This is a genomic window from Amaricoccus sp. (genome assembly GCF_036846665.1).
Lineage (GTDB): Bacteria > Pseudomonadota > Alphaproteobacteria > Rhodobacterales > Rhodobacteraceae > Amaricoccus.
This window is the reverse complement of sequence record NZ_DAIUBO010000001.1, coordinates 1-17,198: the sequence shown is the minus strand read 5'-3', so window position 1 is coordinate 17,198 and position 17,198 is coordinate 1. Positions and strand designations below refer to the sequence as shown.

General features: G+C 66.7%; 14 protein-coding genes, 1 tRNA gene and 1 pseudogene. 6 read left to right on the top strand and 10 right to left on the bottom strand.

Going from position 1 to position 17,198, the window contains the following annotated elements; all coding sequences use genetic code 11:
- Positions 1-105: 105 nt before the first annotated feature.
- From V7050_RS00080 to V7050_RS00070, 3 genes are all read right to left on the bottom strand, one after another.
- Positions 106-1,872: a phage terminase large subunit family protein gene (locus V7050_RS00080; protein ID WP_324364604.1), complete on the bottom strand. Its 1,767-nt coding sequence runs from the start codon at positions 1,870-1,872 to the stop codon at positions 106-108.
- Positions 1,865-2,218, bottom strand: a complete 354-nt coding sequence (locus V7050_RS00075) for a hypothetical protein (RefSeq protein WP_324364606.1) — start codon at positions 2,216-2,218, stop codon at positions 1,865-1,867. Before V7050_RS00075 ends, V7050_RS00080 begins: the two co-directional genes overlap by 8 nt.
- 597 nt (positions 2,219-2,815) lie before the next feature.
- On the bottom strand, positions 2,816-4,420 hold the full coding sequence (locus V7050_RS00070) for a virulence-associated E family protein (protein WP_324364608.1): 1,605 nt from the start codon (positions 4,418-4,420) through the stop codon (positions 2,816-2,818).
- A gap of 896 nt (positions 4,421-5,316) precedes the next feature.
- Here V7050_RS00070 and V7050_RS00065 point away from each other — a divergent pair.
- The 4 genes from V7050_RS00065 to V7050_RS00050 are packed head-to-tail and all read left to right on the top strand — an operon-like array spanning position 5,317 to position 8,832.
- On the top strand, positions 5,317-6,648 hold the full coding sequence (locus V7050_RS00065; RefSeq protein WP_324364610.1) for a phage portal protein: 1,332 nt from the start codon (positions 5,317-5,319) through the stop codon (positions 6,646-6,648).
- 1 nt (position 6,649) lies between these two features.
- Positions 6,650-8,293: a phage major capsid protein gene (locus V7050_RS00060; RefSeq protein WP_324364612.1), complete on the top strand. Its 1,644-nt coding sequence runs from the start codon at positions 6,650-6,652 to the stop codon at positions 8,291-8,293.
- Complete coding sequence (locus V7050_RS00055) at positions 8,293-8,511, top strand: phage head-tail joining protein (RefSeq protein ID WP_324364614.1); 219 nt, start codon at positions 8,293-8,295, stop codon at positions 8,509-8,511. Before V7050_RS00060 ends, V7050_RS00055 begins: the two co-directional genes overlap by 1 nt.
- Positions 8,512-8,514: 3 nt before the next feature.
- Positions 8,515-8,832 carry a DUF2190 family protein gene (locus V7050_RS00050; RefSeq protein ID WP_324364616.1) on the top strand — a complete coding sequence of 106 codons (318 nt, stop codon included), beginning with the start codon at positions 8,515-8,517 and terminating at the stop codon, positions 8,830-8,832.
- A gap of 720 nt (positions 8,833-9,552) precedes the next feature.
- Here V7050_RS00050 and V7050_RS00045 read toward each other — a convergent pair.
- From V7050_RS00045 to V7050_RS00030, 4 genes are all read right to left on the bottom strand, one after another.
- Entirely contained in the window at positions 9,553-10,746 is a 1,194-nt protein-coding gene (locus tag V7050_RS00045; protein WP_324364618.1) for a tyrosine-type recombinase/integrase, read from the bottom strand.
- A gap of 159 nt (positions 10,747-10,905) precedes the next feature.
- Positions 10,906-10,991 (bottom strand) — tRNA-Leu (locus V7050_RS00040).
- A gap of 223 nt (positions 10,992-11,214) precedes the next feature.
- Positions 11,215-12,054 (bottom strand): ChaN family lipoprotein, encoded by an 840-nt coding sequence (locus V7050_RS00035; protein ID WP_324373656.1) that lies wholly within the window; start codon positions 12,052-12,054, stop codon positions 11,215-11,217.
- Positions 12,055-12,117: 63 nt separating this feature from the next.
- Positions 12,118-12,999 (bottom strand): RNA polymerase factor sigma-32, encoded by an 882-nt coding sequence (locus V7050_RS00030; protein ID WP_324364622.1) that lies wholly within the window; start codon positions 12,997-12,999, stop codon positions 12,118-12,120.
- A 228-nt stretch (positions 13,000-13,227) separates the two neighbouring features.
- Here V7050_RS00030 and V7050_RS00025 point away from each other — a divergent pair, with 228 nt between their 5' ends.
- A complete protein-coding gene (locus V7050_RS00025) occupies positions 13,228-13,923 on the top strand; it encodes a glutathione S-transferase (RefSeq protein ID WP_324364624.1) in 696 nt (231 codons plus the stop codon).
- 71 nt (positions 13,924-13,994) lie between these two features.
- Entirely contained in the window at positions 13,995-15,497 is a 1,503-nt protein-coding gene (locus V7050_RS00020) for a YifB family Mg chelatase-like AAA ATPase (protein ID WP_324364626.1), read from the top strand.
- Positions 15,498-15,601: 104 nt separating this feature from the next.
- Here the strand turns inward: V7050_RS00020 and V7050_RS00015 are convergent, their stop codons facing one another.
- From V7050_RS00015 to V7050_RS00005, 3 genes and pseudogenes are all read right to left on the bottom strand, one after another.
- Entirely contained in the window at positions 15,602-16,066 is a 465-nt protein-coding gene (locus tag V7050_RS00015) for a PTS sugar transporter subunit IIA (protein ID WP_324364628.1), read from the bottom strand.
- Positions 16,067-16,097: 31 nt separating this feature from the next.
- Positions 16,098-16,673: a ribosome hibernation-promoting factor, HPF/YfiA family gene (gene hpf / locus V7050_RS00010; protein ID WP_324364630.1), complete on the bottom strand. Its 576-nt coding sequence runs from the start codon at positions 16,671-16,673 to the stop codon at positions 16,098-16,100.
- A gap of 114 nt (positions 16,674-16,787) precedes the next feature.
- A pseudogene (locus V7050_RS00005) lies at positions 16,788-17,198 on the bottom strand (RNA polymerase factor sigma-54); the annotation flags it as partial.

The window sequence follows — 17,198 nt, the reverse complement described above, 5'->3', positions numbered from 1 at the left end:
CGTTCTTGGTTTCAACCACGCGCATCATGGGGAGTCCGACCTTTCCCTTCCGCTTCACCAATTCCCCTGGCTTGAAATTACTGTTCAATTTTTCACCCTCCAATATCAGCGCTCCATCCACTGCGAACGGGCAACCCGCGGCGCGGGCTTAGGTGCAGCCTGTGTCGCAAGTTCGGCCTCGCGGGCGTCTACAGGCTGCCCGATCAGGGTCTTGACCGCCAGCGCATAAACCGTCGCGTCGAGCGCCTCGGCGCGAGCGCCCTTAAGCCGCTCGAATCTCCGAACGGGCCGGCCCCGGCTATATTTCGTAACCAAGTGCTCGGAGCACAATTGCTCGAAAAACTCCGGCCCGAGGCTATCCGAAAAGCGCACCATGCCGGGGCGCCCCAGGCGGTTCAGTAGTGCCGCCTTCAGGCCATCCACCCCGACAATGTACCAGGGTGCCCCCTTCTGAGTTGAGCGCTGGAAAGGCGCGCGAGTGAAACCCGCTGCGCCTTTGATGCGAACCACTCGCCGGCCGAAGCGCCCGCGGCAGAAGGCGTCGACGTGCGGCAAATGATCGACGTCTGATCCGTCGACGGCCGCTGCGGCAATGCCGATACGGGCGCCGGCAGTCGGATGCGCCCATGTCTCGCGCAAGAGGTCGTCCAGGTCGCGCCACACGGCATCACAGTCTATCGGCCCCCAAAGGACGCGGTGAGCGAGCACAGCGGCCTCCCCGTCACGCTGATGGCCCACAATGGCAACCTCGAGACGGTCGTCTTGAACATCGACTCCAGCGGTCAGCCACAGGATTTCGGCCGGCATCCGATCAAGCCCGATCGGTTCGGCGCGGGCGGCGAGCTCATGTTCATCCGGGCCGGTGTCGGCATCGCGCCAAACCTCGCCCAGTAGCGTATTGACGAAAACGCGCAACGTCTCGGGCGCCTTCTTCGCCTCAAGCCACTCCGTGCCCAGGAGCGGCCACGCGGCGGCGGGGAGCAGGCTTGAGAGGGCGTTGAGCCGGTAGCCATGGTGCCCGACCACCTCCGGCCGGGTTGCCCGCCAGCGGCCCGCCTCAATGGCAGTCCGCTTCTCGGCGCCCTCATGCACCGCGCAGCCGTTCGCCGGGCAGGTCCAGAAGGCAGTATCAGGGCGGTCGGGTAACCAGGTAATGCCGGACCAGGTGATTTCCGCGAACTCGGAGCAATGCGGGCACCGCGCCTCGAAGACCCGCTGATCCGAAGCCTGCCATTCCCGCCAGACGCGCGACGTGGCCTCGTCAACCGGCGTGCTGCCAAGGATGAGCTTCGGCCGGGTCGCCGTGAAGGCCCGGCGTTCTGCGAGCTTCACGGGGTCGCCCTCGCCACCTGAATCAATCGGGAATGCGTCGGTTTCATCGAAGATGACGGTATCGGCATAGACTGCGCGGAGGTTCCGCGGCGCCCCGGCGCTCACCACACGGAGGTTCCCGCCGGGGAAGGCCCGGAATGTCATGTTGTCGCGCCCGGTTAGGTCGCGATCGAGCACGCCGCGGACGGCGGGGCTCGAGTCCACGATCGGCTCAAGCAGGCTGGCGATGAAGGTCCGGGCGTCGGACTCGGCCGGCAGGACCGCCAAAAGCGCGCCCGGAGCGCAGGAGGCCCGATAGGCGATGTAGCCACCGAGAAGGGTCGAGTAGCCCACGCGGGCGCTCTTTAGCACCGTGACGCGGGGAACGTCGGGATCGCCCATGCTGCGAGCGATGCCGCGCTGTTGCGGGCTCAGGCGGACCCGGCCGGGAACCGCCGCGATCGCTGCCGGCAAGCTGATGTTGGATTCGATCCACTCCCCCAGGTCGAGACGTGGCGGCGGCCGCAGAAGGGCGAGGGTTTCGCGGCGAAGCTCAAGCATGATCGGCAACGCGAGTCAGCGTGTCGCGAAGCTCCCGGTCGACGGCGGCGCGGGTGTCGGGATCGCAATCGAGCCGGGACGGGATGCCCAGCAGGGCCGCGCGCAGGTCCGTCATGATCGCGGCCCATGTTGCGGCAACGTCCTCGCGCCGCACCAATGCGCCGGACGAGATTTCGCGCTTCATCTCGGCTAGGGCAGCGGATGCGTTCGCTGCCCGCGTGCGAGCGGCCTTCAATTCGAGATCTTCCGGCCGCTCGGCTTTCGGGCGGCCACGGCTGCGCTTCGGCGGTGCTGCCGTCCCGAGGATGTCGGCAAGATAGGCATCAAGGTCGGGGTCAAGACTCATGTATTAGATTCCGAATTCTTTTTCAGCGGATGAAGGCCTGGGGTCAGCGTTCCCCGCTCCACGTCGCCGGGGGAAGGACCCATGGCGCCCGTTCACCATGCCCAAGCGTGGCCGATGCTCGATGCGCGGCGCTGCAATAGATTGCCGATCGGGAATCGGGGGATGCGATGTGCGAAAGCTCGCGTGGTCGATAGGCGAAACGCTGAGGATGATTGCCCGGCTGTTTGGGGTGTAGCGCATCTCTGCGGGTTGCCATGGGCGGAGGCGCTAGCCTTGATGCCCTGTTACCACTGTTACCGCCAAATCGCCGTTTCCATGGAGGCGTCGCGCGGAGTCGTGAGATGCAGCACAGTCCATCTTCGCCGAGCGAGATGCACCACAGTCCATCTTCCTTCGACTTGGCGAGAATGTTGGATTCCCTAGTAACACTGGTAACAGTGGTAACAGGCACAGTAAGCGATTGATTCGCAATGGGATTCCCTGTTACCGCCCCTGTTACCGCCTCGGTCGGATCTCGGCGAGTGGTAACGGGCGCTGTTACCGGCCTGAGCGCGGCGGTAACAGGGGCGGTAACACCCCCGGGCGCCATGGTAACGGTCACGCGGGCCTCCGATAGAAGCGTTTCTGAACCCCATATTTCGCACATCGGCTCGCCGCGCCCGGACTCCATCCAGCGCGGCGGAGTGCTTTCCCGACCATGTGAGGCGTTCCGCGGGCCTCCAGGGCCTTCGGATCTCGCCCGAGCAGGTCGCACCACACCTCTTTGATGCATACCGAATTGCGAAGCGGCGCATCGGGACTATCGTCCAGATCGTCTTCCCGAAGTCCGTCTAGGACCGCGGCAATTTCGCCGGCCAGAATGTCTTCGGGAAGATCGGCGCGGCGCGTCTCTTGTAACTCTTTGGCAATTCGCTCCGCGCGCTCGTTCATCATGTAGAGGGGCAACGGGCCATTCGGAGTCTTGCGGCGCAAATCGCGGTAGATATGCACGGCCTCCGCCCACAGTTGATCCACTTCGCCGCGGAGCGCGCCAATGTCGATTTCACCATCGTCCTTTTGGCAGGCGATCGGCCAGAAGCGCCGGCCGCCGGTCGCATCGCGAAGGTAATCATCCTCATTGGTGGACCCCATGAACACGCAAGACCGCGGAATCTCTTCGACGTTGCGCGCATAGGCCGCTCGCCCCCGGTCATGGGTCCTCGTGACCGCGGCCTTTAACGTGGTCACGTCTGCCCTGGAAAAGCCGTTGAGCTCGGGGAGCTCCAGGATCCACTTGCCGCGCAGGGACTCCATCACACGCTGATTGTCATGGAAATCAGGCGTCATTTCGCCGAACCACGCGCCGCCTAACGTGTTGATGAACGTCGACTTGCCGGCGCCCTGCATACCTTCCAGGATCGGCACATAGTCGAATTTATGGCCCGGCTCGAAAACGCGAACCACGGCGCCGATCATAAAGAGAAGGGCGGCCTCCCGGTGGTAATCGTCATCGGGGCATCCGAGGTAGTCGATAAACAGCGTCTCGACTTCCCCGCGAGCAACGCCGTAGCCTTGCCATGTCAGTCCTGAAAGGTAGTCCCGAACGGGATGGAAAGTGTTCTCGCGCGCCACGGCATCAATGGCGGCTTGAATATCGCGGTCGCTGACCCTCAACCCGTATCCGTAGGGCGGCCCCCAAGGGCCGGGCATTTCCAGGAGCGTCCGCAGATCATTGGTATGCGCGTCGGTCCAACGGCGCCCGTTCTGCCGGTCCTCGCTATTGTTCATGATCCAATGGGGCGCATCAAACTGAAAGGACTTCGACCAATTGACCGGGGTCGGTTCGGCCATGAACACGACACATTGCGCCAACTCATTGAAGCCGATGCGCCCGGCTAGCCTGGCGTCATTTTTCAGGATCGCGCGCACATTCGGCAGGGTGGATTTGATCCTGGGGAGGCGTGCCTGGGCCTTCTTTCCGGCGCCGGCCTTCGGTTGTGACCGATCGAGATCCAGCTTGTTCAACCATCGCACCATGTCTTGCGGCGACGGGGCATCCGAAGGCATCGCGTTCCATGGGCGCGGCTCCGGAACGGCAACGCAGCGGCTTAGTTTTGCAAGTTCTGTGAAAGTAGCGACCTTGCGAAACGGAACCACTTTCGCAGATGAGCCGAGAATATCTTCAAGATATTCGTCCAGATCGAATTGACTTGCTTCCTTCACTATGTCACACTTCCCTTGGTGGTGTAGATGTTAACTAAGCCGGCGGCCTGTTGTGGGGTCGCCGGCTTTCTTTTGACCGCTGGTCTAGTGAAAAATCTGATGCCAACTCGGAAATCTGCACATGCAGCCCGCGTAGCGACGCGCCCGCTCCCCGACCGGCAACCGCGCATAGTCCGACGGTAGTTTGGTCGAATCCGGGGGATTCTCCAGGTATTCGCGCAAGAACGCGAAGTAGCGCGGGTCGCGCACAAGCCCCTTAAGAGTCTGTCTCTTGCTCACTGCCCGCCCTCCTGATGTCTAAGGCCCTCTCACGGTCCTTTCGAAGATGCAATCATACGAATAACACGTTCTAGGATATCCTGGAACCATAAATAGTTGAACGGACTCCTGTATCTCTGTCAAGGCTTGACAGAATGGGTCGGGAGTGTGTATTTTCTCGCCATGAGAAGAACCCCTGTTGCCATCACGCTTCCTGAACTTGCGGACCTTCTGGGGCTGCGCCCGGATGGCCTTCGGCTGTTGCGACACTTCGCGAGCCCGGAGGCCGGCATTCTGCGCCCCGCTGCCGTAGTGGACGGTCGAGGGACAAAGATATTTGCGGAACTTGAATGGTTGCGAGCTTGCGTCGCGCTCGCCCTTGTCAAGCAGGGCCAAACAGTTTCGAGGATTCGCGATGCGCTCGATACCGCGGAGCGCGGGCGCTACGGAAGCGCCAAGGCGTTTCAGGGCGTGCTCGGCGGTCGGAGCATGCAGTTCCGAATCCTGGCATATCGCGACGGGCGGTCCGCGGCCGGTTACGCGGAATCTGTGTCACCCGTCGCCGAAGATGTGGAGTCATGCCTCAGCGTTGAGCTAGGGGGCGTTTGGCAACCGCTCCTTCCGCGGAAGGAGGCCGAGTGAGCCTGATAGATCGCATTTTCCGCCGCCCCGAGCAGCGGCCTGCAGCCACCGGCCGCGACGTGCTGCGGCGCAGCTTTGAGGCCGCTACCGGAGGGCGCCGCGGTGGTCCAGCGGCCTTTCCCAGCTTTGGCGATCTGAATGCTGAGATCGCAGCCGGCGGCGCCCGGCTGCGGGCGCGCTCGCGTCACGCTGCCCACAATGATCCGAACATCGCCAACGGGATTGGCAACATCGTCGCGGCGCTTTGGGGAACGGGCATAGTGCCGACCGCCGAGCCCGAGGCCGTGGCCATTTGGGACGCATGGTGCGCCGTCGCGGATATGGAGGCCAGAACAGACTTCAATGGGATCGGCGAGGTCCTGGCGTGGGAAATGGTCACTGCCGGCGAGGTTATGCTCCAGGTGCTCGAAACGCCCGACGGGCTCCGGGTTAGCGTCCTGCCCATTGACCATTTGGACAGCGACTCCCGTGATGGCCTGCCCGGCGGCGGCTACATCGTTTCGGGCGTCGAGTTCGATCGCATGGGGCGGCGCGTCGCCTACCACGTTCACCCGCGGCGCCCGGGCTTGACGACGGTCTATCTCGCGCCGGTTCGCGTGCCCGCCGAGCAAATCTTGCACATCTTCAAGCCGCTGGGCGGCGGGCAGGTGCGCGGAATTCCTTGGACGGCGCCATGTCTGCTCGCGGCGAACGAATACGCCAAATATCGCGACGCGTTGCTTATGGGCGCCTCTGTCGCCGCAATGATGGTCGGCACCATTAGCGATACGACTGCCAACGGAGGCTCGGAGTCGGCCTTTGACGACGGGACTCCGAGCATGGAACCCGGAACCGTCCTGCGCCTAAAGTTCGGCGAAGAGTTCCACATGCATTCTCCGCAGCAGGTGGCGGAGTCCGGCAGCTTCATCAGATCCAGCCTTCAACAGATTGCGGCCGGCCTCGGCGTTCCCGAGTGGATGCTTTCGGGCGATATGACGAGCGTCAACTACAGCTCCGCCAGAGCGGCTCTGATCCCGTTTTATCGCCGCGTTGAGGCAACCCAATACAACGCGATCGTCCCTCAACTCCTCACACCGCTCTGGCGGCGCGTGGTCGGTGATGTGCCGGTGCAATGGCTGCCGCCGAAGCCGGTTCAGGTGGATCCTGCAAAAGACGTTCAAGCGACCGTCGCTGAGATCTCCGCCGGCCTCACGTCGCGCGCCAAGGCGGTGGCGGAGCGCGGATGGTCGGTTGCGGAGCTAGACCGCGAGATTGCAGACGACCGCGCCCGCGAGGCTTCCCTAGGGCTCGCCTTCGGCCCGTCTGCACTCGGCCAGAAGGAGTCGTGAAGTGAGACCGGAAATCTGCATCCGCGCGGCCGGCAGCTATGATCCCGAAACTCGGATCTTCAGCGCGACCTTCAGCGCCGGCAGCCCGCGGGCCATGCGCGACGCGATCGGGCCGTTTCTGGAGCAGGTCGACCTTGCCGGTTTCGACCCGGCCGATCTGGTGGGTCGCACAGTCTTCCTCGACCATCGCCATACGACGGACTCTGCCGTCGGGACCGTCATCGCGGCCCGGCGGGAAGGCGAGGCCATCACGGGCGAGGTTCAACTATCGGCCGCAGACTCCGTTGCCGACACGCGGACAAAGGTAGCAGAGGGCGTCATTGCCGCAGTGTCGATCGGATACCGCGTCACCAGGTGGGTTGAGGGGCGCGACGCCTCCGGCCGCCGCACGAAGACCGCCGCAGCCGGCGAGCTTGTTGAATTGAGTCTGGTCGGGCTGCCGGCCGATCCCCGAGCGAAAATCAGGAGTGAGGCCATGCCCCTCGAGCAGAACACCAACGAACCCGAGGCGAGTCCGAACCCGCCGCCGGTCGAAAGCCCGGCTGCAGGATCCTCGCTGCCGATCATCCGCGCCCACGCCGCGCCGACCGGCAGCGAGGATCCTGCAGCCGACTATCGGCTTCGCGATGAGGCGCTCGCCTGCCGCATGTCCGGTGCCGAGCCGTCGGACGGCGCGCGGCAGTTCATGGGTTTCGGCTTCGCCGAGCACGCGGCCCTTGCGCTGCGGGCGGCCGGTGAGACGAGCCTCGGGGTCATGTCTCGCGAGGGCGTGCTCCACCGCGCGATGCACGGCACCAGCGACTTTCCGGCGCTCCTGACCGGCGCGGGCAACCGCACGCTGCGGGGCGCCTATGACGTGGCAGCGTCGCCGCTGAAGATGCTGGCGCAGCGCGTCACGGCCTCCGACTTCCGGCCGCAGGATGTGCTTTCGATCGGCGGCATGGGCGAGCTCGCCGAAGTGACAGAAAACGGCGAGATCACCGCGACCACGACGGCTGAGGCCAAAGAGTCCTGGCAGCTGAAGACCTTCGGCAAGCTCTTCAGCCTGACCCGGAAAGCTCTGGTCAACGACGATCTCGGCGCATTCGGCCGCGTCACGGCGGAACTTGGCCGGGCAGCGGCCGAAACGGAAAACGCAGCCCTCGCCGCGCTGCTCCTCGGCAATCCCGTCATGGGCGACGGCAAGGCGCTGTTCCATGCCGATCATGGCAACCTCGCGGACACCCCGGCAGCGATCGGCGAGACCAGTATCTCGGCGGCCCGGCTGGCGATGCGCTCGCAGACCGGAATCACCGGCGAGCGCATCGCCGTCACCCCGAAATATCTGGTGGTCGGGCCGGAGATCGAAACCGAGGCCGAGAAGTTCCTTGCGGCCATCCACCCGACGGAGACGGACGCGGTAAACCCCTTCTCCGGGAAGATCACCCTCGCGGTGGAACCTCGGATCTCGGGAGATGATTGGTTCGTCTTCGCGGCGCCCGGAGAGGTGCCGGTGCTCCTCCTCGGCCACCTGGCGAGCGCTCCCGGCCCGCAGATCTCGAGCCGCGACGGCTTCGAGGTGCTGGGGCGGGAGTTCCGGGTGGTGCTCGACTTCGCGGTGGCCGCGACCGATTGGCGCGGCGCCTACCGCAACGCGGGCGCATAGTGGCGACGCTCGCCGAGCTTCAAGCCCATCGGTCCGCGCTGCTATCGGCGCGGGCCAGCGGTGTGCGGCGCGTCCGAGACGCCTCCGGCGAAGAGGTCGAATATCGCACCGACTCCGAGATGAAGGCGGCAATCGCCTTCATCGACTCTGAAATCGCAGCGGCTCAGCGCGGCCCCAGGCCGGTTGTCATCCGCTGCACTACCAGCAAAGGGACCTGACCCATGGCCAAGAACTTCATTCAGAACGGGAATATCATCACCATGACCGCTGCGGGCGATGTCGCCTCGGGCGACGTGGTGTTTGCCGGCGCCCTCGGGGCGGCCGCGACCGGCGAAAAGCTCGACGTGGCGCTCGAGGGCGTGTTCCGGGTCGCCAAGGTCGCGGCCGATGCCCTCGCCGTTGGCGGCGCGGTCTATTGGGATGCGGGGGCGAGCCTCGCCACCAGCGACGACGATTCCGGCGCAAACCCGCTTCTCGGGCACGCCTTCGAGGCGGCGGGCAATCCTTCGGCGACGGTGGCGCTGCGGCTCGCCAACTGACCCGGCAACACGCGAATCAGCGTCGCTCTGGCCTTGGCTGCAAGTGGAACCCCGGGATTTCTAGCTAGCCTAGGCTAGAAAAAAGGCCGCTTTAGCGGCACCAGATGTATTGGTTTACGGGAATCGACACCCAAACGCTTGACGTGAACAGAGTCATTCCCGACAATAAAGTTGGCCGCATCCCAGGCACGGGATGCGGCCATTTGGAAAGTGTCCAGCCTGGAAGGGCCGGAACGTGTGATCACCCTGCGATTCTCGCATGGAGTGACTCACGCGGTCAAGTCCTTCTGGCTCAGCAAGGAGGACAGAGTATGACTAGTGTCACGTGTACCGGGGCGTCTGGACGCTCCTACAGCTTCGAGCTCCACCCTTGGGGCGTGCCGTTCCTGCCGCTCTCCGGGGTGTACATTGCGGCTCGGGCCACCTCGCCCAACCGCTGGGAGGCACTCTATGTTGGCGAGACGCAATCGTTCCACGATCGCGTCTACGCTGGACTTGGGAGCCACGACAGGATGAAACGCGCCCGAGATCGCGGCGCAACTCACATCGGAGTCTATTTCACGTTTGACGACTCCGAACGCCTGCGGATCGAGTCCGAGCTTATCCACACGCTGATGCCCCCGTGCAACCAGCAGAATGCCCTCCGCGGTCTCATGCGGTAGTGGTGAATGCCTCCGATTGGCCGGTAGTTCCGGCCAATCGTTCTCACTCAAGTCTCTTTCAGAACAACTCCCCGAGATCCGCCTGCAGGTCCAGCCAATCCGACCACGCCTGCATGATCTCGCGGCGCTGCGCGAACCAGGTTTGCCGATTGTAGGCGCTACGCACCGTGTTCTTGTCGACGTGGGCGAGGCAAGCCTCGATCCATTCAGAGGGCCAGCGGGCAGACTCATGCGCCCATGTGCTGAAGGTTGCGCGCCACCCGTGCACGGATGCGCGCCCCTTGAAGCCCATGCCATAGATCGCGAACAGAAGCGTGTTCTCGCTGATCGGGTGCCCCGGCCGCCGGCCCGGGAACATGAGGACTCCTTTGCCGCTGATCTCGCGAAGCCGGGCCACCAACGCGGCTGCCTGCCGACTGAGAGGCACCACATGCGGACGCTTCATCTTCATCCGCTCCGCGGGCACATGCCATTCATCGCCCTTGATCTCCGGCCACCGTCCGCCGCGGAGCTCGTTTGACCGGAGCACCGTGTGCATTACCAGCCTAAGGCCAAGGCGGGTCAGCTCGTCGTCTTCATGCGGCCGGATAAGGGCGCCCATGAAGAACGCGACCTTGTCCGGCGCCAAGCTGGGCTGCCCCACCGCCTTAGGCACTGGCAGGAGGGCGCCGCTAATCCCTTCCGCTGGGTTGTGCTTCAGTCCAAGGGCGAGCCTAGCATAGCGGAAGATGCCGCTGGCATAGCGGGCGACCACGTGTGCGCTATAAACAGCATCTCGAGCCTCGATCGCCTGAAGGGCCGCCAGCACGTCACCCGGCTCTACTTCGGCCACGTCCTTCGGGCCAAGTGTGGGCAACAGGTCGGCCTCGACCCGCGACCACACACGGGCGGCATATTGAGGCTCGCGCCGAGACGCTACCGTCCGGTCGAACCACTCACGGGCAACCGAATCGAAACGTCGGGCCTTGGCAGCCTTGGCGGTCTCGCGCAGCGCCCGCTTTGACACCATGCCCGGATCTTCGCCCCGGTCCAATTGCGCCCGCGCCTGCTCGCACCGGTAGGCGGCCTCGGCTTGGGAAATGCCCGGATAGCGGCCGATCGGCAGGGTTCGCACCTTGCCCTCGAATCTGTAGGTGAGGCCCCAGGACCGCCGCCCCGTGGGCGTCACCAACAGGAACAACCCATTGCCTGCGCCCCGCTTCTCGCGGCGCCCGGTTGTGTTCGGCCGATCGATATCTTCCTGAGTCAGCACTGCATTCTTCCTTGCGCTTGCACTGCAAAGCACCGCGGATTCACACCGCAGGCAGGAGATAGATTTCACGCAATCTCACGATGGTCGAGATGCACCACAGTGCATTTCCAGAGGCTTAGCTCGCCGGAGATTGCGCAGAATCTATCTCCTGAGGAGGAATGGTGCGGGCGGCCGGATTCGAACCGGCACGGGCTTTCGCCCCAGGCATTTTAAGTGCCATGTGTCTACCGTTTCACCACGCCCGCATCGGACCGGGCCGCGGCTGCGGCCTTCATGGCGTGGCGGAATTCAATCGCCAAGGCGCGCGGGTTGCAAGGGCCTGCCGGGGGTAGGGGCTTCGGAGGGCTGTCGGGCGACCGGACAGGCGCACCGGCGCCCCTATTTCCGGCGTGCCCCGGAAGGCGATCGATCGCTCGAAGAACGGGCCGAGCGATGGGCTCGGCAGTCGCTGCAGAGGGCGGAGGCAGCCTATCCGCCGGGGGCGCCGAATGCCGCGCAGGGATCGTCGCGATCCGGCGGTGCGGCGACGGCGACCGCATCGAAGGCGTCGCTCTCGGCGGCGTCCGGCTCGGATTCGACCTGCGCCAGCGCGAAGACCCGCACGCCCGGCTCGGCCACCGCCACGAGGGCGGGCATGCCGCGGTGCTTGTCGGCATGGCCGGTGCCGGCGATGACCACGACCGGGCCGCCGCCGGCCATGGTGCGGGCCCAGAGCGCGGCATCCGCGAGCCCGGCGTCGCGAAAGCGCTGTGCCTCCACGAGGCCGGGCAGCATCTCGGCCGGCACGCCGTCGCAATGGGCCGCGCGCATCAGCGCCTCCCGCGCGGCCATCTCCTCGGGCGGCAGCGGCTGGTCGAGGCCGTATTTCTCGGCATCGGGGCCGAAGACCCCCGCGGCCCCTTCGAGCATGGCGCGGCGGACCTCGGCCGTGGGCTGGCCGCCGCCGAAGATCCGCGCCTCGGGCGCGGCCTCCATGATCGGCGCATACATGTCGAAATCGGGCCAGCCGCTGTCGTCCCAGTCCAGCGCCTCGGCGATCTGGTCGCGCGAGGCGCCCGCGGCGCGCAGACGGTTGACCTCGTCCTCGAATTGCTGCGGGATCATTTCGAAGACCAGCGCCGCCGGCTGCAGCGCCGCGACGATCTCGGCCTGGGTCCGGTGATGGTCGGGATTGTCGTGAATCTCGCCGAGCACGACGATCTCGGCCGATCGCGCCGCCTCCGCGATCTCCGCGGATTGCGCCGCGCCGTCGCTTGCGGTGCCGATCGCCGGGACGACCAGCGAAACCGCGAGGAGGACGCGTCTCATCGATATTCCCGTTCCGTCAGACGCCCGCACTATGGCACGGGTGCCGGAACGGGTCACCCGGTTTCAGGCCGTGGCGAGCATTTCCGCGGCCGGGCCGGTCACGCTTTCGAGACGGCGCCGCAGCTTGACCAGGGCCTGGGCCTCGAGCTGGCGGATCCTCTCCTTGCTCAGGCCGAGCTCGTTTCCGAGGCTTTCGAGCGTGCGCGGCTCGTCCCGCAGCTTGCGCTCCACGACGATCATGCGCTCGCGCTTGTTGAGCGAGGCGAGCGCATCCGCGAGCCAGCCGCGGACGCGGGCGATGTCCTCGTTGCGGGGCACGGTCTCCGCGGCCTGCGGCCCTTCGTCCTCGAGCGTCTCCATCCACTCGCGCCCCTCCTCGCCGGCCTGCTGCGCGTTGAGCGAGAAATCCGATCCCGCGAGCCGGGCGTCCATCATCTCGACGTCCCGCAGGGGCACCCCGACCTCCTCGGCGATCAGCTCGCGCAGTCGGTGGCCGTCGAGCACCTCGCCGCTGGCGACGGCCTCGCGCTCCAGCCTCGCGCGCACCCGGCGCAGGTTGAAGAAGAGCGATTTCTGCGACGAGGTCGATCCGGTGCGCACCATCGACCAGTTGCGCATCACGTAATCCTGGATCGAGGCCTTGATCCACCAGACCGCATAGGTCGAGAAGCGCACGCCGCGGTCGGGGTCGAACTTCTCCGCCGCCTTCATCAGCCCGACGCCGGCCTCCTGGATCAGGTCGGGCATCGGCGCGCCGTAGCGGCGGTATTTCGAGGCCATGGAGATCGCCAGCCGCATATAGGCATTGACCAGCCGGTGCAGCGCCTTCTCGTCGCCGGCGTTGCGCCAGGCCCGCGCCAGGGCGAGCTCGGTCTCGGCATCGAGCATCTCCGCGCCCATCGCGCGGCGGGTCACGGTCCGGATGCCGGTGTCGTCGAATGCCATCCTCGCGCCCTCCCGCCTTCCGGTGCGGCGCCGACCCCGGCCTCGCACCCGTGTCCTCAAGATCAATACGCACGAACCGGGCATCTGGATCATTCCGGGCCGAAGAAAACGGATTGTTTCCATTTCGGCGCCGAGGACGGGCGGCGGGCCTGGGCGTCGCCGGGGGCTTGCGCCCGCCGCCCGCATCCGTCACCGACTGGGCGAGCGGAGCCTTGGAGGAGAGTCCCGATGACCTATGAGCTGGCGATCGGCGACCGCAGCTATTCGAGCTGGTCCCTGCGCGGCTGGCTGATGTTCGCCCGGTTCTCGATCCCGGTGACGCCGGTCCAGGCGGCGATGTATACGCCCGAGTTCCGCGCCATGCTCGCGGGCTTCGGGGTGGCGCGGCTGGTTCCCGCCCTGAGATTCGGCGAGGGCGGCGATGCGGTGCTGGTCTGGGACAGCCTGGCGATGGCCGAGACCCTCGCCGAGCGCCACCCGGATCGCGCGCTGTGGCCCTCGGCGCCGCGGCACCGGGGGCTGGCCCGCGCGCTCGTCGGCGAGATGCATTCCGGCTTCACCGCCCTGCGCACCGCCTGCCCGATGAACCTGCGCCGCAGCTATGTGGGCTTCGCCGCCTCCGAGCCCGTGCGCGCCGATCTCGCGCGCATCGAGGAGCTCTGGGCCTTCGCGCGGCGCGCCGCCGGTGCCGCCGGCCCCTGGCTCTTCGGCGCCTACAGCCTCGCCGATGTCTTCTTCGCGCCGGTGGCCACCCGCATCGCCACCTACGGGCTCCCGGTCGGCGAGGCCGCGGGCACCTATGTCGCGGCGCATCTGGCGGATCCGGCCTTCCTGGAATGGCGCCGGGCGGGGCTGGCGGAGCCGAAGATCCAGCCGGGCTACGACCTCGACCTGCCCGAGCGGCCCTGGCCCGGCCCCGCCTGAGCGAAACCGCGCGTTAACCGAAACGCAAGGCGCCGCGCGCAAGGCTCGCGCCGGTCGAACCGGGCAGGAACATGGTCGCGCGCGCCTATACGGTGGCATTTCAGGGTGTGGAGGCGCGCCTCGTCGAGGTGCAATGCGCCATCGCCGCCGGCCTGCCCGCCTTCAACCTCGTCGGCCTGCCGGACAAGGCGGTGTCGGAAGCCCGCGAGCGGGTGCGCGCGGCGATGACCGCGATGGGGCTCGCCCTGCCCGCCAAGCGCATCACGGTCAATCTCTCGCCGGCCGACCTGCCCAAGGAAGGGTCGCATTTCGACCTGCCCATCGCGCTCGCGGTGCTCGCGGCGATGGAGGTCCTGCCCGCCGATGCGGTGGCCGCGCAGGTGGCGCTGGGCGAGCTGTCGCTCGACGGCTCGCTGGTGCCGGTGATCGGCGCGCTGCCGGCCGCGCTCGCGGCAGCCGAGGCCGATTGCGGGCTGATCTGTCCGGCGGCCTGCGGCGCCGAGGCCGCCTGGGTCGAGGCGGTGCAGGTCATCGCGCCCAAGACCCTGCTCGCGCTCGTCAACCATTTCAACGGCCGCGCCGTGCTCGCGCCGGCGCGGCCGGGGATCGTCGCGGACAGCGGCGCCGACAAGGATCTGCGGGACGTCCGCGGCCAGGAACGCGCCAAGCGGGCGCTCGAGATCGCCGCGGCCGGCCGGCACCACCTGCTGATGATCGGCCCGCCGGGCAGCGGCAAGTCGATGCTCGCCGCGCGGCTTCCGGGCATCCTGCCGCCGCTCGATCCCGGCGAGGCGCTCGAAACCTCGATGATCCATTCGCTGGCGGGCCTGCTCGACGAGGGCGGCATCAGCCGCAGACGGCCCTTCCGGACGCCGCATCACACCGCCTCGATGGCGGCGATCGTCGGCGGCGGCCGCAGCGCGAAGCCGGGCGAGATCAGCCTCGCGCATCACGGCGTGCTCTTCCTCGACGAACTGCCCGAATTCCCGCGCGCGGTGCTGGAGACGCTCCGCCAGCCGATCGAGACCGGCGACGTGGTGGTGGCCCGCGCCAATGCCCATGTGCGCTATCCCTGCCGCTTCATGCTGGTGGCGGCGGCGAACCCCTGCCGCTGCGGCCATCTCGCGGATGCGGCGCGCGCCTGCGCCCGGGTTCCCGATTGCGGCGCCGATTATCTCGGGCGGATCTCCGGGCCGCTGATGGACCGCTTCGACCTGCGCATCGACGTGCCGCCGGTCGCGCTGAGCGACCTGGCTTCGGTCGTGCCGGGCGAGGCAAGCGCGACCGTAGCGGCGCGCGTGGCGCAGGCCCGCGCGATCCAGCGCGACCGCTTCGCCGAGTTCGGGGACGTGGCGCTCAACGCCGATGCCGAGGGCGACCTGCTCCAGGACATCGCGGCGCCGAGTTCCGCCGCCGCCGCCCTGCTCGCCGACATCGCCCGGAAGTTCCGCCTGAGCGCGCGCGCCTACCATCGCGTCCTGCGCGTCGCCCGCACCATCGCCGATCTCGAAGCCTCGGAGCCGGTGGAGAAACGCCACGTCGCCGAAGCGGCGGGCTATCGGCTCGCGCTCTGACGCGACATCCGGGCAAGTCGATTGACCGGGACCGCCACGGGCGACGGGCGCCGGTCGGAAGCGATCTCCCGGAGGCCGGATGCCGCCGGTTCACCGGCCTCCGGTCAGGCCGCCTGCTCGGCTTTGCCGTCGGTGAGGATCGCGAAGATCGCCGAGGGGTCGAAGGTCGAGCGCAGCTTGGCGCAAACGGCTTCGTTCCGCAGGGTGCGCGACACGCGCGCAAGCGCCTTGAGATGCTCGGCACCGGCCGATTCCGGCGCGAAGAGCGCGAAGACCAGATCGACCGGCTGGCGGTCGATCGATTCGAAATCCACCGGCTTCTCGAGTCGCGCGAAGAGGCCGATCACCCGATTGACCCCCTCGAAGCGGGCATGGGGGATCGCCACGCCCCGCCCGACTCCGGTCGGCCCGAGCCCTTCGCGCTCCATGAGGGACTTGTAGACCGTCGCGGCGGGCAGGCCGTAGACCGTTTCAGCCATTTCCGCGAGATCCTGCAGCAGACGCTTCTTGCTCGTGGCCTTCAGCGGCGCCCGAACGGCGTCCACGCCGATGATGTCCGACAGCTCCATGAAGGAGACTCCCTTTCGCGATTTCCAGCCCTCAGCGACCGTTCCGGGGATCGATCCAGCCGATATTCCCGTCGTCGCGCATGTAGACGACGTTCACGCCGCCGTGTTTTTCGTTGCGGAACACCAGCAGCTGCGCGCCGGCCAGTTCCATGTGCATCACCGCCTCGCCCACCGAGAGATGCGGCACCGAGGTCTCCATCTCGGCCACGATGACCGGCTGCAGCGTGTCCGGCTCGTCCGCCTCGTCGTGATCCTGGCCGGCGAGGATGTAGGATTGCGCCCCGATGGAATCGATCGGGTTCTCGCGGTTCCGGTGATGGTCCTTCAGCCGCCGCTTGTAGCGGCGCAGCTGCTTGTCCATTCGGTCCACGGCACCCTCGAAGGCGGCGTAGATGTCGTCGGCGCGGGATTTCGCCTGGACCGTGAGCCCGGTCGGCAGGTGCACCGAAGCGTCGGAGCAGAATTCGTGCCGATCGCGCGAGAAGGTCACGACCGCCTCGACCGGACGGTCGAAATACTTGCCGACCGCGTCGTGAAGACGATCCTCGACATGGCTGCGCAATGCGTCGCCGATGCCGATCTGTTTCCCGCTGACCTGAATGCGCATGTCGTGCCCCTGTGTTGTCGCATTGGGACAGATCCGCCCGCGGGCGGACCCTATGGACGCGCCCCGCTTCGATGTCAACGCCGCGGCTGGCGGGACCTCCTAGCGCGGAACCGTTTAGATTCCGCCAAGAGATGCCTGCCGGCGCCGACGTTGCACGGAGGAGGGTATGCCCATCCCTTCACGGTATTTCGCAACGGTGCGGCGCGCAATATCAATCCCCTCGCCGTTCAGGATGGCCACGATCCGATCGTCGGACACGGTGCGGACCCTGTCCTCGGCGACGATGATCTGGCGGATGCGGTTCTGCACCGCGGCCGCGGCGAAGGCGTCGCCGCCCGAGAGCGAATGCAGTGCCGCGCCGAAGAAAAAGCGCAGCTCGAAGCTGCCCCGGCTGCAGGAGAGGAACTTGCCGGCGGTGACCCGGCTCACCGTCGATTCGTGGAGCCTGACCCTTTCGGCCACGCCGCGCTGGGTCAGCGGGCGCAGCTGCTCGACCCCGCCGTCGAAGAAGCGCTCCTGGTGGCG

Bases quoted from the DNA above. Each gene is read 5' to 3' on its own strand.
- V7050_RS00080 (WP_324364604.1), bottom strand. From the start codon at position 1,872: ATGCTTGAGCTTCGCCGCGAAACCCTCGCCCTTCTGCGGCCGCCGCCA.
- V7050_RS00075 (WP_324364606.1), bottom strand. From the start codon at position 2,218: ATGAGTCTTGACCCCGACCTTGATGCCTATCTTGCCGACATCCTCGGG.
- V7050_RS00050 (WP_324364616.1), top strand. From the start codon at position 8,515: ATGGCCAAGAACTTCATTCAGAACGGGAATATCATCACCATGACCGCT.
- V7050_RS00035 (WP_324373656.1), bottom strand. From the start codon at position 12,054: ATGAGACGCGTCCTCCTCGCGGTTTCGCTGGTCGTCCCGGCGATCGGC.
- V7050_RS00030 (WP_324364622.1), bottom strand. From the start codon at position 12,999: ATGGCATTCGACGACACCGGCATCCGGACCGTGACCCGCCGCGCGATG.
- V7050_RS00025 (WP_324364624.1), top strand. From the start codon at position 13,228: ATGACCTATGAGCTGGCGATCGGCGACCGCAGCTATTCGAGCTGGTCC.
- V7050_RS00020 (WP_324364626.1), top strand. From the start codon at position 13,995: ATGGTCGCGCGCGCCTATACGGTGGCATTTCAGGGTGTGGAGGCGCGC.
- V7050_RS00015 (WP_324364628.1), bottom strand. From the start codon at position 16,066: ATGGAGCTGTCGGACATCATCGGCGTGGACGCCGTTCGGGCGCCGCTG.
- hpf (WP_324364630.1), bottom strand. From the start codon at position 16,673: ATGCGCATTCAGGTCAGCGGGAAACAGATCGGCATCGGCGACGCATTG.